The following is a 20,748-nucleotide window of genomic DNA, read 5'->3' as shown; positions in this document are numbered from 1 at the left end:
GGGGGAACTAGAACGGAAGACGTTAACAGCAGCTAAAAAGAGTCTGTACTGGCGCTAGTGGAACTGATTTTTAGAATTTTTAAGCTAGTTCCCCCTCTCTTTTGGAGAGGGGGTTAGGGGGTGAGGCGACTAAGGCTAGGAAACCAACCCCTTCCGCATGCGGCTCAGGTTGAGCTCCAGGTCGTCGTCTTCCTCGTGGTAGTTGTCGTCGTAGTGCCGGATATTGGACTGGTCGATGACGTCCTCATCCTTGCCATGCTCGAAGGTAACAAGCAGGCAGGGCAGCAGAATCAGGTTGGAGAAGTTGGTGATGAGCAGGCTGGCCGACATGAGCAAACCTAGGGCCTTGGTACCGCCAAACTCGGAGAAGGCAAACACCGAAAAGCCCAGAAACAGCACGATGCTGGTGTAAATCATACTGGTGCCGGCCTCCGAAAGCGTGGTGCTGATGGCGGCCTTCACGCGGCGGCCGTTGGCGGCCATTTCCTGCCGGAACTTGGCCAGCAGATGGATGCTGTTGTCGCCATCAATGCCCAGCGCAATGCTGAAAATGAGGGCCGTGCTGGGCTTAAGCGGGATACCGAAATAGCCCATAATGCCGCCCGTGAGCAGCAGCGTGAAGAAGTTGGGCAGCAGCGTAAAGAACACCGCCCGGATGCTGCGAAACAGAATCAGGACCACCAAACCCACCAGCGCAAACGCAATCAGTAGGCTCTCCTTGAGCGTGCCAATCAGGAATTCGTTGCCTTTGGTAAAGATGACGGTGGTGCCGGTCAGCTTCACGTCCATGCCGGTGCCGTTGAAAATCTTGTTGATTTCGGGGCGGATGCCGTTGTTGAGCAGCGTATCGAGGTTGTGGGAGCCGATGTCGGCAATCTTGAGCGAGATGCGCGCCTTCTGCATCGTGCTGTCGGTGAAGGAGCGCAGCAACTTGCTGGTAAGCGCGCCCTCGCTGCCTTTGGTGCTCTGCGAACGGGCCAGGTAGCTGAATACGTAATTCTTGTCGTCGTTGTCGGGCAGGCGGTAGTAGGCGGGGTCGCCATTGTAGAAGGCCTGGGTGGAGGCTTTCAGGAACGTGACCACGCTCACGGGCGTGGTGAGCACGGGCTGGGTACGCAGGTAGTTTTCCAGCCGGTCGATGCGCTCCAGGGTCTTGAGCTTGAGCAGGCCGCGGGGCTTGCCGGTGTCCACCACCAGTTCCAAGGGCATCACGCCGTTGAAGTGCTGCTCGAAGAACTTGAGGTCGGAGTTCACCGACGAATCCTTGGGCAGGTCATCCACCATATAGCTCACCGACTTCACCTTGGCCACCCCGAACGAGGCCAGCACCACCAGCGCCAGGGCCGTCAGATACACCGTGCGGCGGCGCTCCAACACTAGGTAGTCGAAGAATTCGAGCAGCTTCATCAGCGGCTTGGCTTCCAGATGTTCCAGCTGTTTGGGCGTGGGCGGCGGCAGAATAGTGAACACAATCGGCATCAGTATAAACGACACCGCAAACGCCACGAAAATATTAATGGTGGCCACTGCCCCAAACTGGAACAGAATGGCAATGTTGGTGAAGCAGAACACCACAAAGCCGATGGCCGTGGTAGTATTGTTCATGAGCGTAACGAGGCCGATTTTGCGCACCACCCGCGCCATAGCCAGCACCTGGTTGCCCGATTTGCGGTAGTCGTAGTGGTAGCGCGAGAGCAGGTAGGTGCAGTTCGGGATGCCAATCACGATGATGATGCTCGGAATCAGGCCCGTAAGCAGGTTGATTTTGTAGCCCATCAGCACCATGCTGCCAATACACCACGTCACCACAATCAGCACAATCAGTAACGGAAACACCACCGCCGACCACGTCCGGAAGAACATGAACAGCGTCAGGGCCATCATCACGATGGTGAGGCCCACGAACAGCTTCATTTCCGAGGCTACCTTGGTGGTCATCGTGGCCCGCACGTAGGGCAGGCCGGCGTAGTGCATCTTGATGCCGGTTTTCTGCTGAAACCGCTCGGCGTGGCCCAGAATCTCCTGCATCACGGCCTCCCGCCGGCTAGAGTTCAGGTACTTGGGGTCCATGGTAAGGGCCAGCAGCGTGGCCCCGGTGGTAGGCGAAATCAGCTGGCCTTTGTAGAATTCCTGGGCATTAACCACCCGCATCAGCGAGTCCAGCTCGGGCTGGGTCTGGGGGAAGTTGCGGAAGATGGGCTCGGCCCGAAACGTGCGGGAAGTAGTGTCTTTTACCAGCCGGGGCAGGCGCGTAACGCCCAGCACGCCATTCACGCCCTCCACCTTGCTGAGCGTGTCGGTGAGGGTGCGCAGCTCGTTGAAGTTGCCCAGCCGGTACACCGAACTATCCTGCATGCCCAGCACCAGCACGTTGCCGTCCTCGCCAAACTGCCGCTTAAACTGCTGGAAGTACACCATGTCCGGGTCGGTAGGGCTCACCACCTGGGCAAAGTCGTAGGTCATCTGCACCTTCCGGGCCTGCCAACCCATGAACACGGTGATGATGGCCAGCAGCCCAACCAGCAGGCGGCGGTTCTTGATGACGAACAAGGCGAGGTTTCTCCACATAGGCCGGTAAAATGCAGCAAAGGTACGTAACCCCAGGCAGCTATCCGGTGAGCATCAGCTATTAAACCCCGGCTCCACTACTGCATCTGAGAAGATGTGTTAATTGGAAAATCCAATTTTAATTCGGAATATAGGGAACAATTTATACCATTTATAGCGTAAGTAAGCTCACTTCAGCGTGTTGCACAGTCCAATAATTGTATTATTTCCCGCACCGCTTGTTATTTTCTTCTTGTCATGACTTTGTACAATTCCCCGGATGCGTCCTTGACCTATAATCCGGTTTCTGCAACGCTGCACCTGAGCTACAATGCTACCTGCCTTTCGGTGTCGTTCGGGCAGGCCTATCAGCGCGCCCTGGAGGAAATGCTGGCCCAGAATGTAGACAAGCTGCTGCTGGACCTCAAGCGCAACGCCCCGCCCACCGACGAAGCCGACGAGCTGCTCGGCCCCCTTACCGACGTGCTTGCCGAACAGGCCCACCGGCCGCTGTTCATTGCCGCCGTGGTATCGGAAGGTCAGTACCAGTACCAGATCGGCAATTCCATTGCCTCCACCACCCTGCCGCCGGCCCGTGTGGAATTCAACTACTTCACCTCCCGCCGCGACGCCACTCAGTGGCTAAGCGAAAACTAGTCCTTCTTCAAACACCGCCTCCTACGTACAAAAAGGCCGCCGGATTGCTCCGGCGGCCTTTCGGCTTTTTACTGACTACGTTGTGCTCTACAACTGCTCGAAAATGCGGTTCAGGCTCACGGCCTCGCCAATGTAACCGCGCAGCTCGGCAATGGGCATGCGGGTCTGCTCGCGGGAGTCGCGGTGGCGGACCGTGACGGTGTTGTCCTCCAGCGTCTGGTGGTCGACGGCAATGCAGAACGGCGTGCCAATGAGGTCCTGGCGGGTGTAGCGGGTACCGATGCTGTCCTTCTCCTCCACTACCACCCGGAAATCGAAGCGCAGGGAGTTATAGATTTCGTTGGCTTTCTCGGGCAGGCCATCCTTTTTCACCAGCGGGAAGATGGCGGCTTTCACCGGGGCCACGGCCGGGTGCAGGCGCAGCAGCTTGCGGGTTTTGGTTTTCTGCTCCTCGCCTTCGCCTTCCGTAATGGTTTCCTCCTGAAACGCCTGGCAGAGCGTGGCCAGGAACAGCCGGTCGGCGCCCACTGAGGTTTCCACCACGTAGGGCACGTAGTTGCCGTAGGGCTTGCCGGTTTCGGGGTTGATGTCGTTGTCGAAGTAGTTCTGCTTCTTGCGGCTCAGCGTCTGGTGCTGCGTCAGGTCGAAATCGGAGCGGGAGTGGATACCCTCGATTTCCTTGAAGCCGAAGGGGAATTCATACTCAATGTCCACGGCGGCCTTGGCGTAGTGGGCCAGCTTCTCGTGGTCGTGGAAGCGGAGCTTTTCGGCGGGTAGGCCCATTACTTCATGCCAGCGGCGACGGGTGGCCTTCCACTTGTCGTACCACTCGCCCTCGGTGCCGGGCCGCACGAAGAACTGCATTTCCATCTGCTCGAACTCCCGCATGCGGAAGATGAACTGCCGGGCCACAATCTCGTTGCGGAAGGCCTTGCCGATCTGGGCAATACCGAACGGCACCTTCTGGCGCGCCGACTTCTGCACGTTCAGGAAGTTCACGAAGATGCCCTGGGCCGTCTCGGGGCGCAGGTAGATTTTGCTGGAATCATCAGCCACGGCCCCGATCTGGGTCGAGAACATGAGGTTGAACTGGCGCACATCGGTCCAGTTGCCGGTTTTGGAAACCGGGCAGATGATTTTCTCATCAATGATGAGCTGCTTCACCCCGGCCAGATCCTCGGCCGTGAGCAGGCGGCCCATTTCGGCCAGCAGGGTTTCGGCTCGGGCTATTTCGCCGTTTTTCTCGTACTCGGCGGCCTTGTCCTCCAATAGCACGTCGGCGCGGTAGCGCTTCTTGCTGTCGAGGTTATCAATCATCGGGTCCGAGAAGCCGTCGATGTGGCCGGAGGCTTTCCAGGTGAGCGGGTGCATGAAAATGGCCGCGTCAATACCCACCACGTTCTGGTTGAGCTGGGTCATGGCCTTCCACCAGAGCTGCTTGAGGTTGTTCTTGAGCTCCACGCCGTTGGGGCCGTAGTCGTACACGGCGGCTAGGCCGTCGTAGATTTCCGAGGAAGGGAATACGAAGCCGTATTCCTTGGCGTGCGACACGATATCGGCCAAGGTGTTTTCGGCCGTGGCGGCGGGTTTCTGCTCGTTGCTCATACTGTATAGAGAAGTGAGAGGCGAGAAGTGAGAGGTGAGAACTGAACAGGTTTGTGGGTACTTCGGCCCTGGGGTCCGTTTCCCTTCTCACCTCTCGCTTCTCGCTTCTCACTTCTGAATCGGGGCAAAAGTAGCTAAAGCCCAGGCTAGTAGCCTAGCCGCAGCCGCAGAAATAGCCCTTACAGCCTAACTGTCAGAATTTTACCATACCCAAACAGGTCTACCTCAACCAATACGGCCGGCCTGCGTTTAGCGGCTCAACCGGCCGGCCCTCGGGGCAGTGCGGTAACAATTTCATAATCTTGCGCCCCCTTAGGGCGACAGTACCTTTGGTTGCCGAAAACTGAATCTTCACCAATCCCCCCCTTATGTTTGGCTTAGAGCCTCATGTGCTGCTGCTGCTGATTGCCTGTCTGGTAGCGGCCTGCGCGTTTGAATTTGTAAACGGCTTCCACGATACGGCCAACGCCGTGGCCACGGTGATTTACACCAACACGCTGCGGCCCTGGGTGGCCGTGGTGTGGTCGGGCTTCTGGAACTTCATTGGGGTGCTCACGGGCGGTATTGCGGTGGCCATGGGCATCGTGTACCTGCTGCCGGTGGAAAGCCTCGTCGACCAGAACGTGTACCACGGCATTGCCATGGTGGGCGCGCTCATCATTGCGGCCATCATCTGGAACGTGGGCACCTGGTACTACGGCCTGCCCTCGTCCTCGTCGCACGCCCTCATCGGGTCCATTCTGGGCGTGGGCATTGCCTACTCGCTGCTGCCCGAGTCAAATGGCGCGGCCGTGAACTGGGGCAAAGCCGGCGAAACGATGGCGTCTCTGCTGATCAGCCCCATCTTCGGCTTCTCGCTGACCATCATCATGATGTTCCTGCTGAAACGCTTCGTGGCCAATAAATCCATCTTTAAGGAGCCCCACAAGCGCAAGCCGCCACCCCTCTGGATTCGGCTGATTCTCATTGCCACCTGTACGCTGGTAAGCTTCTTCCACGGCTCCAACGACGGCCAGAAGGGCGTGGGCCTGATCATGCTGATTCTGATTGGCATCGTGCCCATTCACTTCGCCCTGAACTCCAAGCTGAACCCGCTGGATATGCGCGAGTCGCTGACCAACGTGGAGATGGTGATGAACAAGGTGAACGCCAACGGCCTGAGCGAAGCCGACACGAAGCTGCTGGCCGATATCCGCACCCAGACGAGCACGCTGGACCAGATTTTTGCCGGTAAAACCGACGTGAAACAGCTGCCCGAAACAGCTCGCTTTGAAATCCGCAAGGCCATTCTGCTGCTGAACAACCGCGCCAAAAAACTCACCGCCAGCGACAAAGTGCCCCTGAGCACTGCCGACCGCACCACGTTCGAAGACAGCATCAAGCAGATGCGCACCTTCACTGACTACGCGCCCTGGGAGGTTTCCTTCATGGTAGCTTTGTCGCTGGGAGTTGGCACCATGGTGGGCTGGAAGCGCATCGTGAAAACCATCGGGGAGCGGATCGGCAAGGAGCACCTGACCTACGCACAAGGGGCCTCTTCGGAGCTGGTAGCTGCCGCCATGATTGGGGTGAACACCCAGTTCGGCCTGCCCGTATCCACTACCCACGTGCTCTCGTCGGCCATTGCCGGCAGCATGGTGGCCAACCGCGGTATCAAGAACCTTAACCCCCAGATGGTGCGCAATATTGCCCTAGCCTGGGTACTCACCCTGCCTGTGACGATGACGCTGGCCGGCGGATTGTTCCTGCTGTTCCGGGCCATCATCCCGAGCTAAGCACCAAAGGGCAGGGTAACCTGCTCTTGAAATCACACAAAAAAGCCGCTCCGTTACCGGGGCGGCTTTTTTGTTTTTTCGTTGAGTATCAGCAGCGTGCTAGCGAAACTAGCAATTCCTCCCGCGTTGGGAAAACCTGTTGAAAACTCCCGATACTTAGCATCTTATCCACTTATCAACACTAAAATTGAACGATTTTGTGGATAACTCTGACCTAAGCGGGCCATTGTACGTCCAGATCGTCGTTTATGAACACGCCGAAGTTGACAAACTGCAGTTCCTCATCGTCGAAATACAGGTCAATCATTTCCTTTTCGTAGGAGATGCGCATCTCGCCGGTGTCCATTTTCTCGATTTCGCTGTGCTCATGGCCATGGCGTTTCATGAGGTCCTGAATTTCCTCGGGGCTTTTGCCGTGAATGGCTTCGCCGTAGAGGCGCATGCCGGGGTGATCCGTCTCGATGCAACTCAGGCGGTAATCGTCTTCCCGGTCGAAATACAGGGAGTAGCCTTCTTCGAGGTAGTTCCAGGCCTGGTGCTCAAACTCGTCGTCGTCTTCCGACTCTTCAATCTCTTCGGGCTCACCCATCAGGGCGCGCACCTCGTCCATGGAAGCGCCAAACCTGAGCGGGCCCATGCCGGTGCCGAGGCTGATTTCGTTTTCTTCGGTGCTGGAGGGTTGGGCTGGGGTCGTCATAGCCGGTTCGGGAAAAAAGTAGAGGTTGAGTACGTGTAAAGGTAAAGGTTCTCGGGGGTCATTTGCCGTAGCGTGCTTCAAATTCGGCGCGCTGGCGGAGGTAGTCGGGGTGTTGCTTGGCCTCGTCCCACTTGCGTTTGAAGATGGCGGCGGCTTTGGCCTTTTCCGGGTCTTCGGGGGAGCGGGGCAACTCGGCGCGGCCGTGGCTGCCACTCTGGCCTTTCTTGTCGTCGGGTACCGGGCCGGCGTATTTCTTGCCGCCCTTGTGGTTGGCGTAGCGACGGGCCCGGGTAAAGCCCATCTGCAGAAACTTGCGGGCCATGTCGGCTCCCACAAAATCGTTGGCCTGCAAATAGGCCTCAAACAGCGCGTAGATAGTATCGGCCGACTCCCGGGCCACGGCAGGGGTGCGGAAGCGCCAGTGGGGCAAAATCTCGCCTTTATAGGGCTGTACCAGCAATACCCCCTGCTCGCCCTTGCCCACGCGGTAGTATTCCGGGTGCTGGCGGAAGTCAACGGTGTGGAAATCCTGTTGATAATCGAACGGCATGCCAGAGAAACCAGGGACAGAGAAGCAGGAACTGTAGTGCTATACGCCGGTTACTGGCCATTGGCTGCTTCCAAACTTCATCGGCTGCGCCCGCACGAAGCATAATTCCACGCATAACCGTGGATAACTGCCTATTTATCAACAGAGTTATCCCCAACGAAAGCAGGCTGCTTATTCTACCAACATGTTTTCCGCCGCTTTCCCGCCCTGATGCGACACCGCAACGCAACAGTCGCGCCTTCTGCAGTTCTGGCAACAGCTGTCTTGGTCGGCAACAACTGGTAGCCCGCCGGATACCAATCGGTTCGGCTTTGCTTACCGGACTCACTGTTCCAACCCGAATCAGGCAAGCGGAAGTCCGGCTGGCTTTTCCACAGGTTAATAACTTTTAAAAAATCTTTTATTTAAAAATCTCTTTTAATCTCTGTTGTTAGGGGTGTTCATAAGTGGATAAAAACAAAAGGTTATCCACGGCGGGGATAACATGTGCACAAGAACTGAGTTATACACCGTCTATCAACAGGGGGTGTGGATAGTAAAATTCTCATTATTAGTAATTTGTAGTAGTTTTTCACAATTCACACAGGTTATCCAGATATCCACAATCCACATCCACACAGGTGTGTGGATAGTGGGATTTTCGGGGGATAGTTATCCACCGCTATCCACAGCGTTTGTGCATAGCCAAGCGGGTGTGCTGGCCGGTTCAGATGCAAAAAAACTTGTCCGCAAGTTGTCCACGGGTTATCCCCAGGTTTCCCCACTATTATCCACAGGTTACGCCGCTTACGCGGATTTAGGTGGATAACTTATGTGGATAGTGGTTTCGGAAAAATGAGAAACCGGCCCTCCGAATCACAGGTGCGGTTTTGGGGTGTGGATATCTTTATGAAGGAGAATCTATATAGCAGCTGTTTGCACTTTTAAGAGCTAACATGGTTGGTGGCACGCAGGCGTGCAGACAGTGGCATTCAGGCCGACCAGTTCTATGGGTAGCCGCTACCTCCCGCCGCAAAAAAGCCCGACTCCGGCAAAGCGGAATCGGGCGGAACAGGCATTGGAGAAGTGCTTAAAAGCTCAAGGACTCCACATTATCGAAGTTTGAGCGCACCTGAATGGTTTTGGGAAACAGGAAGACGGGTTCTGGCGGGAGGCGCAGCTGCGGGTCGCCGCCCTGCCAGCGGCCGTCTTGGTTGGCATCAATGAGTACGCGCAGGCGGTAGGTGCCGGGTTGCAGGTTATCGAAGCGGTAGGTGCCCTTGGGCGAATCGAGGGTGATTTGGGCCTGCCCATTGGCATCGAGCAGCTGCACCCAGTATCGCTTGGCCGTCGTCTGGATGGGGCCGCTGAGCGTGCCGGTGCTGGTTTGATCCGTCACCCGAAGGCGTAGCGGTTTCAGTCCCAACGACTGCCCCGTAATACTGCGGATGGTGGTGCTATCGAGCTGAAACGTGACGGTTTTGCGGGCCGTGGTGTTCAGGTTCAGGGCCAGCTCGGTGCGGCTGGGGCTGAGGGTGCCATCCTGCGGGAGCCGGAGCGGCCGCCGTTTCAGGGAATCTTCCACCAGCGTCCCGATCGGTTTATCCAGGGCAATGCGTACCGGCTCGTTGAACACAAACTTGATCTGGCCCTGACGGTATACCTCGCGCGGATTGCCTTCCACGGAATAGGCGGCCCCGCGCTTAGCGGAAGCATTACCCTGAAAGCGCACGTTAATCGTGTCGCGCCCTATGTTGCCGGCGCTGTCGGTAGCGGTGAGCAGGTAGCGGCCTTCCGGCAGTTCGGGCGTGCGGTAGAGGATGGCGGTGCGGCCCCGTTCGGCCAGCTGCACGGCCTCGTTCAGGGCCGGGGTAGCGGCTGCGCCCAGCGGAGCCAGGGTGGTAGCCACCACGCCCTCAGTGTAGCTCACGCGGTAGCTGGTGGGCTCAGGTTTCTGGGTGGTTACAAGCGGCCGGCGGGTGTCGGGGCGGGTGAGCACAAAGCGCAGGCTATCGGAAGCGGGGCCGCCCACGGTGAGCAGGCCGGGCAGATAGCCGATGCGCTCGGGCTCCTCGTAGCGGTTGTTCTGGTTTTTATCGGCCAGAGCGTAGGCCTGGTACTGGCCAGCTTTCAGATAATTCAGCTCAAACTGCCCGGCCTTATCGGTGCGGGCTAAGTACGTGGGGCGGCCCCGACGCACGTTGGCAGTATCGGCCTCAGGGTACAGCACCACAGCCACGTTTTCCACCGGCTGCTGGCTCAGCACATCCACCACTGTGCCCCGCACCGAGGCCGAGTCCAGCTCGGGGCCGGTGCTGAAGCTGACCACTGCCTTGGCGGCCGGATTGCTCTCGGTAATGTCGCTGATGGCGGTGCCGAAGTTGAAGGAATAGGTAGTATTTGGGGCCAGCGGCTTATCGAAGGTTAGGGTAATGGACGTGCGGTCTTCGCGCACTTTGTAGGGGTTGTCGTCGGAGAGCAGCGGGGCCACGATGAGGTTTTTGGCCAGCTCTTTCAGCTGCACTTGCTCCGAAAACTCCAGCCGCACCGACTGGCCCTGGTAATTGCGGGTGCCGTTGGCCGGCACCGTGCGCACCAGCTTGGGCGGAATGGTGTCCCGAATACCGCCTTCAGGCGAACTAATGGCCGCGCAGCCGCTCAGGCCCGCGGCGGCGGCAAACAATAGGAACAAGGAGGCGCGGGCGCAGGCAGACTGGAGCATTGCGGGCAGGCAGTTGGGAAAGGTGACAGATTTCGGCCCCGCCCAGGCGGGCGTTTCCGAACTCCGAAGGTACACGCTGTAACGCGGCTCAGGTCCAAAACTGTCATGCCCGGCTGCTACATCATCCGTCAAACAAAGCGAGGAATCCGAAATACGTCAGTAGACGTCCCGGATTCCTCGCTGTATTCGAGCTAGCAACAGGTTTTGCCTTAGTGCTATAGCCTCTCCCCTACCCTACTGCTTAGCGCTTGCGCACCACGTAAATCAGGCTGCTGTACTGGCCTTCGTGCTGGGCTGCGTACTGGTTGGATTTGTAGCCGGCCTTGAGCACCGTGAGCATCCCGCCGCCGCGTTCAGCGCGGTGCTTTTCGCTGAGCATGCTCACGTAATAGGCATCCAGCGGCATGGGCAGCACCTCCAACACCTGCATCTTGTGCTTTTTAAGCAGCTGGGTCATGGTTTTGGGGCTGAAGTGGTAGAGGTGGCGCGGTACGTCGTAAGCAGCCCAGTCCTGGCGGTAGTGCTGGGCATCGAGGCTGTCCACGTTGGGCACAGCAATGACGAGCGTACCGTCGGGCTTCAACAAGCTGATGAGCTGAGCGAGGGTTTCGTTCAGACTGTGAACGTGTTCCAGCACGTGCCAGAGCGTAATGGCATCGAAACTGGCGGGCTGAAACTGCACCAGACTCTCGGTGCCGATGGGCTGGCCTACTCGTTCGGTAGCTTCCTCGCGGGCGCGGGCGTTGGGTTCCCAGCCGGCCACCTGCCAGCCGTCGGCTTTGGCGGCGGCCAGAAAGTGGCCCGTGCCGCAGCCGTAGTCGAGGAGGCGGCCCTTGCTGGCGCGCTGATTGACCAAGGCTACCTTGCGGCGCATAGTAAAGTAGCGCGCTACTTTGTAGGCTTGGTTGATGACCCCTCCTGCCCCACTGTTGTGCGACACGTACTCCTCCGACTCGTAGTAGCGGCCGATGTGGGCGGCGTCGGGCCGGGGGTTGGTGAACTGGAATGTGCACGCCTCGCACTGCTGAATGGCGAAACTCTCCTTGCTGACGGATTTATCCTCGACCACCAGCTTGTTGCGAAACTCCGTTTTGCCGCAAACCGGGCACTTCTCCAAACGCTCGTAAATCACAGATGCTCGCTGATTATGTTGATTTCGCTGATTGCGACAACCGGCCTGCGCAGAGAAGCCAGCCGCAAGGCGAAGGTACAAAACCAAACCGGCCGCCGTTTCGGAAAGAAACGGCGGCCGGTTTGCTAACCAGAACGTGATTAGTTAAGAACGTCATTCCGAGCGGAGCGAAGAATCTCGCGCGCTGCCGTTATAATGGTAATTCAACAAAGCGGTAGAGCTGTTTCGACAAACTCGGCATCACAATGCAGTTTCTATGGCCAAGCCACTTATTTCTTCACTTCGTATTCTTCTCTGATCCAACGAATGGCTCGTGGCACTACTTCGCTCGACTTGAGCGGCTCGTCGGGTGCTAGGGATTGGCCATACTGTACTAAGCGGCGGTCGGCGAATACAGCGGTTGTCAGCAAGAGAACGGACCCCTCAGACAAATAAAAGCGGCTTCTGCTGGTCGATACCCCGCACGTGCCCGCCCCAAAGCTTCTGGTGTGCTTTCGGGCTTTAAAGGCCACCGCCACGGCCTCGCCTGAACTGGCCGTTAAGGTATCGGTCAGCACGGCTACTATTGGGTTGGCCGACTTAAGCGTATAGTAATTAGCTGTTTCTGCTTGTATGTTGCCGTCCAGCAATGCCTTGCCCTTTTCGTAGCGCCACGCGGTTTTGGTATTATGCGATTCGATGAAATAGCCGAGGGTATCCTCTCCCAAAATCGGCCCTGCCCCCACAAGCATCGGCCACATATTTCCGCCCATATTCCCTCGCAAATCCACGACCCAGCCTTTTAATTCCGGCTTATCCCGCTCCTTGATTTGGGCTTGCACGCGGGTGATATACGCGTCCAGCTTTTCCTGACTGCCGACAACCCACGGAACTCTGATGTAGCCGATGTCCCCAGGCACCGGCTCGTCGGGGTATACGAGGGGTTGCTTGGCAGGGGGCGTTTCGAGGCCCTTCAGCGGCCGGGCGGGCACAAACATACTGTGCTTATCGCCCAGGGCTCCAATAGCAGATACAACCGCTGGATAGACCTGCTCAATTGTTTTGGCGCCACTTGCTTGCGCTAGTAGGTTCTGCCTGAAAACTACCCAGTTTATTGCCGACCGATTAACGAAATTGGCTTGCAGGATACTGGTTACCTCATCCAAATACTTCCGCACCGCAGGTGAAGACAGCCTACGTTCTGCACTATCTGCACTACAAGAGGCAAAGACGAAGAATAGAATACAGAGCTTGACCCTCATGGTTGCGTAGCGTATCAACACAAAGCCCAATTCGCAAAGCTCATCCCAGAACGCCGTTCCTCACTCCGAGCGGAGCAAGGAATGACGTTCTGTTTACTCAGGATGACAAGAGCTACCGCCCCAGATACACCATCAGTACCGACACATCGGCGGGGCTGACGCCGCTGATGCGGCTGGCCTGGCCCAGGGTTTCGGGCTGAATCTTGAGCAGCTTCTCGCGGGCTTCGTGCGAGAGGGCCGGCATGGCGGTATAGTCGAGGCGGCCCTGGATGACGAAGTTTTCCAGCTCCTGCACGCGGGCGGCCTGCTGGTGTTCCTTCTCCAGGTAGGCCTCGTACTTCACCAGAATTTCGGCCTGCTCCAGCGCGTCGGGGCGGTACGCGGCCAGGGCCAGGGTGAGTTCGGGCAGCACGCGGGCCAGGGCTGGCAGCTCGATGCCGGGGCGGCGCAACAGGTTCACGGCGCGGGTTTTCTCGCTGATAACGGCCGAGCCGATTTCCGTGAGCCAGGGGTTGATATCGGCAGCCTCGATGCCGAAGTTCTTCAGCAGCTTGGCTACTTCCTTGGTCTGCTGCTCCTTTTCGCGCACCAGCTGCATACGCTCCTCCGAGGCCAAACCCAGCTCGTAGCCCAGCGGCGTGAGGCGCAGGTCGGCGTTGTCCTGGCGCAGCAGCAGGCGGTGCTCGGCGCGGCTCGTGAACATGCGGTAGGGCTCGTCGGTGCCTTTGTTCACGAGGTCGTCGATGAGCACGCCGATGTAGGCCTCGCTGCGCTTGAGCACGAAGGGCGCCTTGCCGTGCACCTTGTTGTGGGCGTTGATACCGGCCATCAGGCCCTGGCAGGCGGCCTCCTCGTAGCCGGTGGTGCCGTTGATCTGGCCCGCGAAGTACAGGTTCTGAATCCGCTTGGTTTCCAGGGTGAGGTGGAGCTGCGTCGGCGGGAAGAAGTCGTACTCAATGGCGTAGCCGGGCCGGAACATCTTGGCGTTTTCGAAGCCGGCAATCTTGCGCAGGGCGCGGTACTGCACGTCCTCGGGCAGACTGCTGCTGAAGCCGTTCACGTACACTTCCACCGTGCTCCAACCTTCCGGTTCTACGAAAATCTGGTGGCGGTCCTTGTCGGCGAAGCGGTTGATTTTGTCCTCCACCGACGGGCAGTAGCGCGGCCCCAGACCCTTGATGCGGCCCTGAAACATCGGCGACTTCTCGAAACCCTCTTTCAGGATTTCGTGGACTTCGGAGTTGGTGTAGGTGATGTAGCACGGGCGCTGGTTGCGCAGCGCGGGCGTGTCGAGGTACGAAAACTTGCTGGGCTCGGCGTCGCCGGCCTGCTCCTCCATTTTGCTGTAGTCGAGCGAGCGGCCGTCCACGCGGGGCGGGGTGCCGGTTTTCATGCGCCCGGCCTCAAAGCCCAGCTCTAGCAGCTGCTCCGTGATTCCGGTGCTGCCCTTCTCAGCCGCGCGGCCGCCGCCAAACTGCTTCTCTCCGATGTGAATAAGCCCGTTCAGGAACGTACCGTTAGTGAGCACCACCGATTTGCCCCGGAACTCGATGCCGAGCTGGGTTTTCACGCCCACGCACACGCCGTCTTCCACCACGAGGCCGGTTACGGCTTCCTGCCAGAAATCCACGTTGGGCGTTTGTTCCAGCGTCATGCGCCACTCCTCGGCGAAGCGCATCCGGTCCGACTGCGCCCGGGGGCTCCACATGGCGGGGCCTTTCGAGCGGTTCAGCATCCGGAACTGAATCATGGTTTTGTCGGTGATGAGGCCCGACTGGCCGCCCAGCGCATCCACCTCGCGCACAATCTGGCCCTTGGCAACCCCGCCCATGGCCGGGTTGCACGACATCTGCGCAATGGTGTTCATGTTCATCGTCACCAGCAGGACCTTGGAGCCCATGTTGGCAGCCGCGGCGGCGGCCTCGCAGCCAGCGTGCCCGGCTCCTACTACAATGACATCGTACTCTTCTTGCTGAAACATGAATTCGCGGATTTAAGCCAATAGGACGGTCTGAGCGGGAAACTGACGTCGGCTAATCAGTACAACTAGTCGTTGTCCCGTTGCGCGGGCCGTTTGCAGGAAACAGGTTACACCGAAGGGAAAGTTCGCCCCACAGTTAAACAGAAAACGCCCGCAGGTGGCAGGCGCTTTGTCAGGAAAACCGCGGCCAAGTGCCCCACGCAACACGCTCAAAACGTGCGCAAAGATACGCAGTGCAGCGCGTTTTCACGCGGTCCGGGGCTTCAAGCATCGTCGATGGGCGCGAAGTCGTCCTCATTCCAATCTGCCAGCAGTTCAGTTGCTTGCCGGTTCACTTCGGGCCAGGAAAACGGCAGCCATTGCCCGGTCAGGCAGTCGAATACCTCCGTGGCGGCCGGGCACGGGAACAGCTTATAGTCGAATTTGGGGTAGTTGTGGACCACGTAGCCGGGGTAGTAATAGAAGTGGCCCAGGGTGCGGGCGTGTTCCAGCTTCAGCAGCATCAGTACCTTGCCCAGGCTGAATTTGCGGTATTCGGGGTGGTAGAAGTTCATGATGCCAGCCAGCGTACGGGCCCCATTATCGAAGATGCCCGTCGCCACCAGCCGCGCCCCGTCCCGGATTTCCAGCACCTCCGTATTGAACACGTTGTGGATAGCGCCGGCCAGCAGAAATGCCTCCACCGTGGGCGGCGCATCGAAGGTGATGGAGGCCCGGTAGGCCGCATATAGTTCCTCCAACTCGGCCGTGAGCCGGAACGGCCGCCGCACCACTGTAAACCGCTCGGCGAGGCGTAGCAGGCGGCGCTGCTCGGAGCCGTAGTGCACGCGGGCCAGCTCCAGCCGCAGCCAGTGCACCGTGTACAGCCCGCCGTCAATGGGCAGAAACCGGCAGGTAAACAGGTCCTGGTGCATGCGGTAGTAGCCCTGGCCCAGGTAGTAGTCCAGCGCCGGGCCGGGAATGATGCGGATAGGTTGCGGTTGCGGAGTAGCGGACATAATGGAGTAGCCAGGATACAAAGAACGTCATGTAGAACGAAGCCTAAGTATGACGTTGAACGGTGTAGAGACGCAATATTTTGCGTCTCATCGTTGCTGACGTTGTTCAGACCAGACAGCTTGGTTCCGGTCGTTCGATGTCAGCAACGACGAGACGCAAAATATTGCGTCTCTACCCCGTTCAACAAAAAACGCCCACCGAATGGTGGGCGTTTCAATCTAGTAAAGCAGCGCGGGCTAAAACGTGCGGAGCAGCAGGCAGTCGTCTTCCTTTTTGCGCATGGCGGTCTGGCTGAGCAGGTCCTTGTCGGCGTAGCCAAGCAGGTGCAGCACGCCGTGAATCATCACACGATGCAGCTCGTCCCGGAACGTGACACCATGGGTCAAGGCGTTTTCGCGCACCCGATCCACCGAAATGAAGATGTCGCCTTCGAGGATGTCGGCGTCGTCGGCATTGTCGAAAGTGATGACGTCAGTGTACGTGTCGTGGTCGAGGTACTCCACGTTTACCTTGTGCAGGTATTCATCGGAGCAGAAAATGTAGGTGAGCTGCACGATTTCATGCTCGTGCACTTCGGCTACGCGCTCAATCCAGGAGGTCAGCTCCTGGGCGTCGGCCAGCTCAAATTCCACTTCCTCCACCATGAACTCGATGCCGTGGCTTTCGCCCCCGAAATCATCTTCGTCCTCAAATTCATCGTGCTCGGTAGGCAGGTCGCTCATGGCAACGAAGCAGGGTTAATGGGTCGTAGTTTCGGAGCTGTTCAGGGCCTCAGTCGATTCGGCTTCTGGGGTGGGCAGCATAAAGGTCAGCTGCACATGGCGGCCGTCCTTCTGAAACTCCACTTCATCGGCCAAGTGGCGGATGAGGAAGATGCCCCGACCGCCGGGGTTTTCCAGGTTTTCAGGAGCGGTAGGGTCTGAAAGGTTCGTGTAGTCGAAACCCATGCCTTCGTCCTCAATCTCAAACTTCACCCGATCCGGCTCCACGAACAGGGACAGGAACACGTTTTTGTCCTTATCGAACTTGTTGCCGTGGCGGATAGCGTTGTTCACAGCTTCCGTGACGGCCACCATGATGTTGCCGTAAATATCGTCGTCGATGTGAAAGGTATCCTTCGAGTTGTCGATAAAGCTTTCTACAACGCGGATATTTTCAACCAGGGAAGGAATCTGAATTTTGACCTGCTTCATAAAAGAGGAAAAGAGAGGGGCAGCGGGTAAGAGGGTAAAATTAGCAGAACGCTATTTCATTTTCTGAAAATATTCACTCACCTCGCGTTGATAGTACGGGGTAAGCGTGGGCGGTACCGTTCGCAGCAGCTCCGTCTGGCGGTTTTGCTGGCGTTTGTATTGCTGAAAAGCCGGCGGAAATACCGGCGGACGGCTCTGTGCCGTCTGCGCTTCCCGCTTATCATCCTGGTCCCGTTCCCGGGCCGATTTCTCGGCTTCCAGCAAACGAGTGAGGATTTGGCGCTGGCGCAGAATGGTTTGCTCCGTCAGCCGCTTGTTTACGAGGTCGGTTTCGGTTTGTTCCATCATTTTTTTCACGTCGCCGAGGCCACCGGCACCATCCTGGCCTTTACCGTCTTTGTTGGAACCGGGTTTACCGCCACCTTTCTGCTGCATGCGTTCCAGATCCTGCATGGCTTGGCGCAGCATCTGCTGCTGGCCGGCCAGCTTGGCTAGCTCCTCACTCAGGGCCCGACCGGTTTTGCCGCTTTGCTGGAGCTGCTGAATCTGCTGGTTGAGCTGCTGTTGCATGCGGCCCATCTGGCCTTCGCCGGCGCTGCTGCCTTTTTTCTTCTTGCGGCCCGGCTTGCCACCACCCTGCATCTGCTGCTGGCTCTGGCTTTCGCGCTGTTGCTGCTGCATTTGCTGGAGAGCATCGTTGAGCATCAGGGCCAGGTTGTTCATGCTGGTCATGGCCAGCTGCTGGGAGTTGGTAGCACGGCCCACGTTGCGTTGCCGGATCTGGTCGAGGCTCTCGTCCATGCGGCCGTTCATCTCGCCCACCTCCCGGGTCACGAAGCTCTTGATCTGGAACACGCGCTTGGCCAGGGCATACAGCGAATCCTGCACCACGCGGGCGTCGTCCTTGAGCTTGCGCTGCGTCTGACCCAATTGCACAAAGCGCGGGTCCGACTGGTCTACCTGGCGGAACTGCTTCATCAGGTTTTCCTGGTCGAAGCTGAGCTTGAGCAGGTTTTCCAGGATGTCGCGCAGGTCGTCGATGTTCTGCTGCTGCTCGTCCGATTCCTCCTGCTCCATCTGCTGCTGCATCTTCTGGGCCATCTGCTGCATTTTCTGGGCGGCCTGCTTTTGGTTCTGGCTGGCTTTCTGGTTCTGGTTTTTGCCCAGCTGCTCCTGGCTCTGCTGCTGTTGCTCATCCACCTGCTGCTGGTCCTGCTTCATCTCGTCGGCCCCGTTCTGGCCGTCGAGCTGCTTATCCAGCTCCTTCAGGTCCTGGAGGTCCTGCTTCACCTCGTCGAATTTCTGCTGCTGCTCGGCCTGCTGGTCTTTTAGTTTTTCGTTTTTGTCTTTCTGTTGCTCGTTGCTGAGCTTGTTGTCGGGGTTCTGCTTGTCGTTTTTCTGGGTTTCCTCGGCCAGTTTCTGCTGCTCCTGGGCCAGCTGTTGGAGCTTTTCGAGGGCCTGGTCCTGCTTCTGCTCAAACTGCAGCTGCTTGAACATTTCGAGGGCGCGCTCCAACTCCTTCTGCAGGGTATTTTCCTTGTTTTCGAGCTGCTGCAGCAGCTTCTGCATGTCGGGCTGGTTCTGGTCCTGCTGCTGCTCCAGCAGCTTGCGCAGCTCCTCGTAGAGCTTCTTGGTTTCGGGGTCGAGCAGGTCTTCCATCAGCTTCTGCAGCTCCTTGGCTTTCTCGGCCAGCTCCTCGTTTTTCTGCGGGTTCAGCTCGTTCTGCTGCTCCTGGAGCTGCTCAAACTGCCGCTTCAGCTCGTCCATGGCCTGGTCCATCTGCTGCTTCTGGTCGAGCATGTCCTTGAGCTGCTTGCGGTCCTGGAAGTTCAGGTCGCGCTTCACCTTCAGCTTGTCCTCGGCCTTGGCCAGCTCGCGCTCCATCTTTTTGCTCTGCTGGGCAGCCTGGCTAAGCTGGCTCTGCACGGCCTGGCTCTGGGAGGCCAGTTGCTGGCGCTGTTCGGCCCGGCCGGGCAGGCGGAACTCGGCGGTGCGGCTGCGGGCGGCCTTGGGGCCGTGTACGCCGTCGTTGTCCCAGGCCTGCACGAAGTATTCCAGCCGGTCGCCGGGCTTCAGGTTGAGCGGGCGCGCATCCCACTGGTAGGCGTAGCTCTGGCTGGGGCCGGTGCCCAAAGGCAAAGCCTTCACCTGGTAGGCGGCATTGGGCCGGCCTTTGCTTAGCACGCGGTAGTGCAGCTGCAGGCGCGAGAAGCCGTAGTCGTCGCGCAGGTTGCCACCCAGGGCCAGGAAGCGGCGGGCGGTGGTATCCTGGAAGGTTTCCAGCGTCACTTCGGGCACCTGGTCGGGCACCACAGTGAGCTGGTATTCGATGGGGTCCCGGTTGGGGCTGGCCGCGTTGCGCAGCTGCACTGCGTACGACTGGCTGCGCAATGCCCGGCGGCTAACGAGAAATTGACCGTCATCGGGGGTGGCGGTGAGGGTTTCGTTGGGGTTGCGGAACTGCAGGCGGAGCTGGTCGGTGGCCTCGGTGCTGAACTCCCAGCGCAGGTCGGTGCCCTCGGGCACGGTGAGGTTGCCGGCGTTGCGCAGGGTTTCGGCGGGCCGCCGCAGGTAGGCCGGGTAGCTGGCCCGCACCACAAAGTCGCGCAGGTTGGGCCGGGTTTTTACCGTCAGGTTGTAGGCTTCGGAGCTGAAGCCAGCGGCCGAGAATTGAAACTGCACGTTACGGCGCAGCTGCCGGAACTCGTAGCGGAACTGGTTGTCGGTGGTGCGGGTGAGGCGGCGCTGCCGGCCATCGTATTCTATGCTGATTTCATTAGGCAGGGCCTCCCCTTCCACGGCCACGGTCAGGCTGAAATCCTCGCCCTGGAAAGCCGTGAGCTGTTTGTTTTCCACGATGAAGCGGAACGGCGCGGGCGGACTGTAGGTGCGGTTGTAGTTCAGAATGCGGCCGGTGCCCTGCACAAACAGGCGCGGGTACACCAGCAGCAGTACCATCACCACCACGGCCGGCACGGCCACGTACTTCCACAGCGGCCGGGTCTGGGCCTGAATATTGATGCCCTGGCTGAACTCCACACCCCGCAGCTGACCGGCGCGCTGCTCCAGGCTGGCGGCCAGCAGGGCGTTTTCCTGGGCCTGGCCGCGCAGTTGCAACGCGTTCAGGAGCTTGTCCTGCACCTCCGGGAATAGCTCCCCTACCCTACGGGCCGCCTGCTCGTCGCTCAGCATGCGGCGCAGGTGGGTGAGGGCAGCCAGCGGCTGCCAGATCCAGCGGAAGAAGGCCACGGCCACCCCGCCCACAAACCCAAACAGCAGCCCGGCCCGCACCCAGGTGGGCAGGTACAGGAAGTATTCGAGCAGGTTGAATACCAGGAACAGGCTCAGCACGAGGCCGCCGGCTACCAGCAGCCCCCGCACCAGCAGGTTCAGGTAAAATTTGCGCTTGAAGGCATCCAGGCGGGCCAGTACGTCGTCCAGCGCCCGGGTTGTTGCGGGGTCTTTCTCCACTACCATAAGGGTGCCGCCTAATCCGGGCATGGGAAAGATACGGATTTCGGCCCGGCGGCTGCACGTAGGCTACATTCCGGGCGGGGTAAGTGGTTCCCGGAGGGGTGAAGGTGGTCGGCCGGATGCTACTGCCGCTGCTCATCTGCCACCCACGCAAACCGGCCCGACCTGCTTGCGCAGACCGGGCCGGTTTCAGGGG

The 20,748-nt window shown here is 58.8% G+C and carries 14 protein-coding genes; 2 read left to right on the top strand and 12 right to left on the bottom strand.

Going from position 1 to position 20,748, the window contains the following annotated elements; all coding sequences use genetic code 11:
- Positions 1 to 135: 135 nt before the first annotated feature.
- Entirely contained in the window at positions 136 to 2,568 is a 2,433-nt protein-coding gene (locus EI293_RS05820) for an efflux RND transporter permease subunit (RefSeq protein WP_125436169.1), read from the bottom strand.
- 237 nt (positions 2,569 to 2,805) lie between these two features.
- Between EI293_RS05820 and EI293_RS05815 the strand changes: the two genes are divergently transcribed.
- A complete protein-coding gene (locus EI293_RS05815; RefSeq protein WP_125436168.1) occupies positions 2,806 to 3,204 on the top strand; it encodes a hypothetical protein in 399 nt (132 codons plus the stop codon).
- An 87-nt stretch (positions 3,205 to 3,291) separates the two neighbouring features.
- On the opposite strand, the gene EI293_RS05810 is transcribed toward EI293_RS05815, so the two are convergent.
- Positions 3,292 to 4,809: a glycine--tRNA ligase gene (locus EI293_RS05810; protein ID WP_125436167.1), complete on the bottom strand. Its 1,518-nt coding sequence runs from the start codon at positions 4,807 to 4,809 to the stop codon at positions 3,292 to 3,294.
- 368 nt (positions 4,810 to 5,177) lie between these two features.
- Here EI293_RS05810 and EI293_RS05805 point away from each other — a divergent pair, with 368 nt between their 5' ends.
- Entirely contained in the window at positions 5,178 to 6,584 is a 1,407-nt protein-coding gene (locus tag EI293_RS05805) for an inorganic phosphate transporter (RefSeq protein ID WP_125436166.1), read from the top strand.
- 214 nt (positions 6,585 to 6,798) lie between these two features.
- Here the strand turns inward: EI293_RS05805 and EI293_RS05800 are convergent, their stop codons facing one another.
- From EI293_RS05800 to EI293_RS05755, 10 genes are all read right to left on the bottom strand, one after another.
- A complete protein-coding gene (locus EI293_RS05800; protein ID WP_125436165.1) occupies positions 6,799 to 7,281 on the bottom strand; it encodes a hypothetical protein in 483 nt (160 codons plus the stop codon).
- A gap of 58 nt (positions 7,282 to 7,339) precedes the next feature.
- Positions 7,340 to 7,831 carry a DUF4385 domain-containing protein gene (locus tag EI293_RS05795; RefSeq protein WP_125436164.1) on the bottom strand — a complete coding sequence of 164 codons (492 nt, stop codon included), beginning with the start codon at positions 7,829 to 7,831 and terminating at the stop codon, positions 7,340 to 7,342.
- Positions 7,832 to 8,900: 1,069 nt separating this feature from the next.
- Positions 8,901 to 10,532: an Ig-like domain-containing protein gene (locus EI293_RS05790; protein WP_125436163.1), complete on the bottom strand. Its 1,632-nt coding sequence runs from the start codon at positions 10,530 to 10,532 to the stop codon at positions 8,901 to 8,903.
- A 241-nt stretch (positions 10,533 to 10,773) separates the two neighbouring features.
- Positions 10,774 to 11,664, bottom strand: a complete 891-nt coding sequence (locus EI293_RS05785; protein WP_125436162.1) for a class I SAM-dependent methyltransferase — start codon at positions 11,662 to 11,664, stop codon at positions 10,774 to 10,776.
- Between the two features lie 269 nt (positions 11,665 to 11,933).
- Positions 11,934 to 12,905, bottom strand: a complete 972-nt coding sequence (locus tag EI293_RS05780) for a S41 family peptidase (protein ID WP_125436161.1) — start codon at positions 12,903 to 12,905, stop codon at positions 11,934 to 11,936.
- Between the two features lie 112 nt (positions 12,906 to 13,017).
- Positions 13,018 to 14,886, bottom strand: a complete 1,869-nt coding sequence (mnmG, locus tag EI293_RS05775) for a tRNA uridine-5-carboxymethylaminomethyl(34) synthesis enzyme MnmG (protein ID WP_125436160.1) — start codon at positions 14,884 to 14,886, stop codon at positions 13,018 to 13,020.
- A gap of 263 nt (positions 14,887 to 15,149) precedes the next feature.
- Positions 15,150 to 15,884: a GNAT family N-acetyltransferase gene (locus EI293_RS05770; RefSeq protein WP_125436159.1), complete on the bottom strand. Its 735-nt coding sequence runs from the start codon at positions 15,882 to 15,884 to the stop codon at positions 15,150 to 15,152.
- Positions 15,885 to 16,121: 237 nt separating this feature from the next.
- Positions 16,122 to 16,607, bottom strand: coding sequence for an rRNA maturation RNase YbeY (gene ybeY, locus EI293_RS05765; RefSeq protein ID WP_125436158.1), 486 nt, complete (start codon positions 16,605 to 16,607; stop codon positions 16,122 to 16,124).
- Between the two features lie 15 nt (positions 16,608 to 16,622).
- Entirely contained in the window at positions 16,623 to 17,078 is a 456-nt protein-coding gene (locus EI293_RS05760) for an ATP-binding protein (protein WP_125436157.1), read from the bottom strand.
- Between the two features lie 51 nt (positions 17,079 to 17,129).
- Positions 17,130 to 20,579 carry a DUF4175 family protein gene (locus EI293_RS05755; protein WP_246010540.1) on the bottom strand — a complete coding sequence of 1,150 codons (3,450 nt, stop codon included), beginning with the start codon at positions 20,577 to 20,579 and terminating at the stop codon, positions 17,130 to 17,132.
- Positions 20,580 to 20,748: the final 169 nt, after the last annotated feature.

The sequence above is a fragment of the Hymenobacter perfusus genome (genome assembly GCF_003944765.1).
GTDB classification, from domain to species: Bacteria; Bacteroidota; Bacteroidia; order Cytophagales; family Hymenobacteraceae; genus Hymenobacter; species Hymenobacter perfusus.
The sequence above is the reverse complement of the archived record's forward strand: the minus strand, read 5'-3'. Positions and strand labels throughout refer to the sequence as shown.

Excerpts from the sequence above, each read along its gene's own strand:
- EI293_RS05780 (WP_125436161.1), bottom strand. The coding sequence starts at position 12,905 with ATGAGGGTCAAGCTCTGTATTCTATTCTTCGTCTTTGCCTCTTGTAGT.
- mnmG (WP_125436160.1), bottom strand. The coding sequence starts at position 14,886 with ATGTTTCAGCAAGAAGAGTACGATGTCATTGTAGTAGGAGCCGGGCAC.
- EI293_RS05820 (WP_125436169.1), bottom strand. The coding sequence starts at position 2,568 with ATGTGGAGAAACCTCGCCTTGTTCGTCATCAAGAACCGCCGCCTGCTG.
- EI293_RS05770 (WP_125436159.1), bottom strand. The coding sequence starts at position 15,884 with ATGTCCGCTACTCCGCAACCGCAACCTATCCGCATCATTCCCGGCCCG.
- EI293_RS05805 (WP_125436166.1), top strand. The coding sequence starts at position 5,178 with ATGTTTGGCTTAGAGCCTCATGTGCTGCTGCTGCTGATTGCCTGTCTG.
- EI293_RS05790 (WP_125436163.1), bottom strand. The coding sequence starts at position 10,532 with ATGCTCCAGTCTGCCTGCGCCCGCGCCTCCTTGTTCCTATTGTTTGCC.
- EI293_RS05795 (WP_125436164.1), bottom strand. The coding sequence starts at position 7,831 with ATGCCGTTCGATTATCAACAGGATTTCCACACCGTTGACTTCCGCCAG.
- EI293_RS05810 (WP_125436167.1), bottom strand. The coding sequence starts at position 4,809 with ATGAGCAACGAGCAGAAACCCGCCGCCACGGCCGAAAACACCTTGGCC.
- EI293_RS05755 (WP_246010540.1), bottom strand. The coding sequence starts at position 20,579 with ATGCCCGGATTAGGCGGCACCCTTATGGTAGTGGAGAAAGACCCCGCA.
- EI293_RS05800 (WP_125436165.1), bottom strand. The coding sequence starts at position 7,281 with ATGACGACCCCAGCCCAACCCTCCAGCACCGAAGAAAACGAAATCAGC.
- EI293_RS05815 (WP_125436168.1), top strand. The coding sequence starts at position 2,806 with ATGACTTTGTACAATTCCCCGGATGCGTCCTTGACCTATAATCCGGTT.
- EI293_RS05760 (WP_125436157.1), bottom strand. The coding sequence starts at position 17,078 with ATGAAGCAGGTCAAAATTCAGATTCCTTCCCTGGTTGAAAATATCCGC.
- ybeY (WP_125436158.1), bottom strand. The coding sequence starts at position 16,607 with ATGAGCGACCTGCCTACCGAGCACGATGAATTTGAGGACGAAGATGAT.